1 rRNA gene is annotated in these 1,355 nt (G+C 50.9%); it reads left to right on the forward strand.

Going from position 1 to position 1,355, the window contains the following annotated elements:
- Positions 1–1,320, forward strand: a 16S ribosomal RNA gene (locus IEW45_RS14715); the annotation flags it as partial.
- Between the last annotated feature and the right edge of the window lie 35 nt (positions 1,321–1,355).

Consider the following 1,355-nt stretch of genomic DNA (forward strand, 5'->3'; position numbering starts at 1 on the left):
TTATTAAAGATTTATCGGTACAAGATGAGCATGCGTCCCATTAGCTAGTTGGTATGGTAACGGCATACCAAGGCAATGATGGGTAGGGGTCCTGAGAGGGAGATCCCCCACACTGGTACTGAGACACGGACCAGACTCCTACGGGAGGCAGCAGTGAGGAATATTGGTCAATGGAGGCAACTCTGAACCAGCCATGCCGCGTGCAGGATGACGGTCCTATGGATTGTAAACTGCTTTTATACAGGAAGAAACCCTACCACGTGTGGTAGATTGACGGTACTGTAAGAATAAGGATCGGCTAACTCCGTGCCAGCAGCCGCGGTAATACGGAGGATCCAAGCGTTATCCGGAATCATTGGGTTTAAAGGGTCCGTAGGCGGTTTAATAAGTCAGTGGTGAAATCCGGCAGCTCAACTGTCGCACTGCCATTGATACTGTTAAACTTGAATTATTGTGAAGTAACTAGAATATGTAGTGTAGCGGTGAAATGCTTAGAGATTACATGGAATACCAATTGCGAAGGCAGGTTACTAACAATCAATTGACGCTGATGGACGAAAGCGTGGGGAGCGAACAGGATTAGATACCCTGGTAGTCCACGCCGTAAACGATGGATACTAGCTGTTCGACCGCAAGGTTGAGTGGCTAAGCGAAAGTGATAAGTATCCCACCTGGGGAGTACGAACGCAAGTTTGAAACTCAAAGGAATTGACGGGGGCCCGCACAAGCGGTGGAGCATGTGGTTTAATTCGATGATACGCGAGGAACCTTACCAGGGCTTAAATGCAGTATGACAGGTTTGGAAACAGACCCTTCTTCGGACATATTGCAAGGTGCTGCATGGTTGTCGTCAGCTCGTGCCGTGAGGTGTCAGGTTAAGTCCTATAACGAGCGCAACCCCTGTTGTTAGTTACCAGCGAGTCAAGTCGGGCACTCTAACAAGACTGCCGGTGCAAACCGAGAGGAAGGTGGGGATGACGTCAAATCATCACGGCCCTTACGTCCTGGGCTACACACGTGCTACAATGGCCGGTACAGCGAGCAGCCACTGCGCGAGCAGGAGCGAATCTACAAAGCCGGTCACAGTTCGGATTGGAGTCTGCAACTCGACTCCATGAAGCTGGAATCGCTAGTAATCGGATATCAGCCATGATCCGGTGAATACGTTCCCGGGCCTTGTACACACCGCCCGTCAAGCCATGGAAGCTGGGGGTACCTGAAGTCGGTGACCGCAAGGAGCTGCCTAGGGTAAAACCGGTAACTGGGGCTAAGTCGTAACAAGGTAGCCGTACCGGAAGGTGCGGCTGGAACACCTCCTTTCTAGAGACACGATCGTCAGGAAAAAAGAGAATACC

This window comes from Flavobacterium suaedae (genome assembly GCF_014642915.1).
Classification (GTDB): Bacteria; Bacteroidota; Bacteroidia; order Flavobacteriales; family Flavobacteriaceae; genus Flavobacterium; species Flavobacterium suaedae.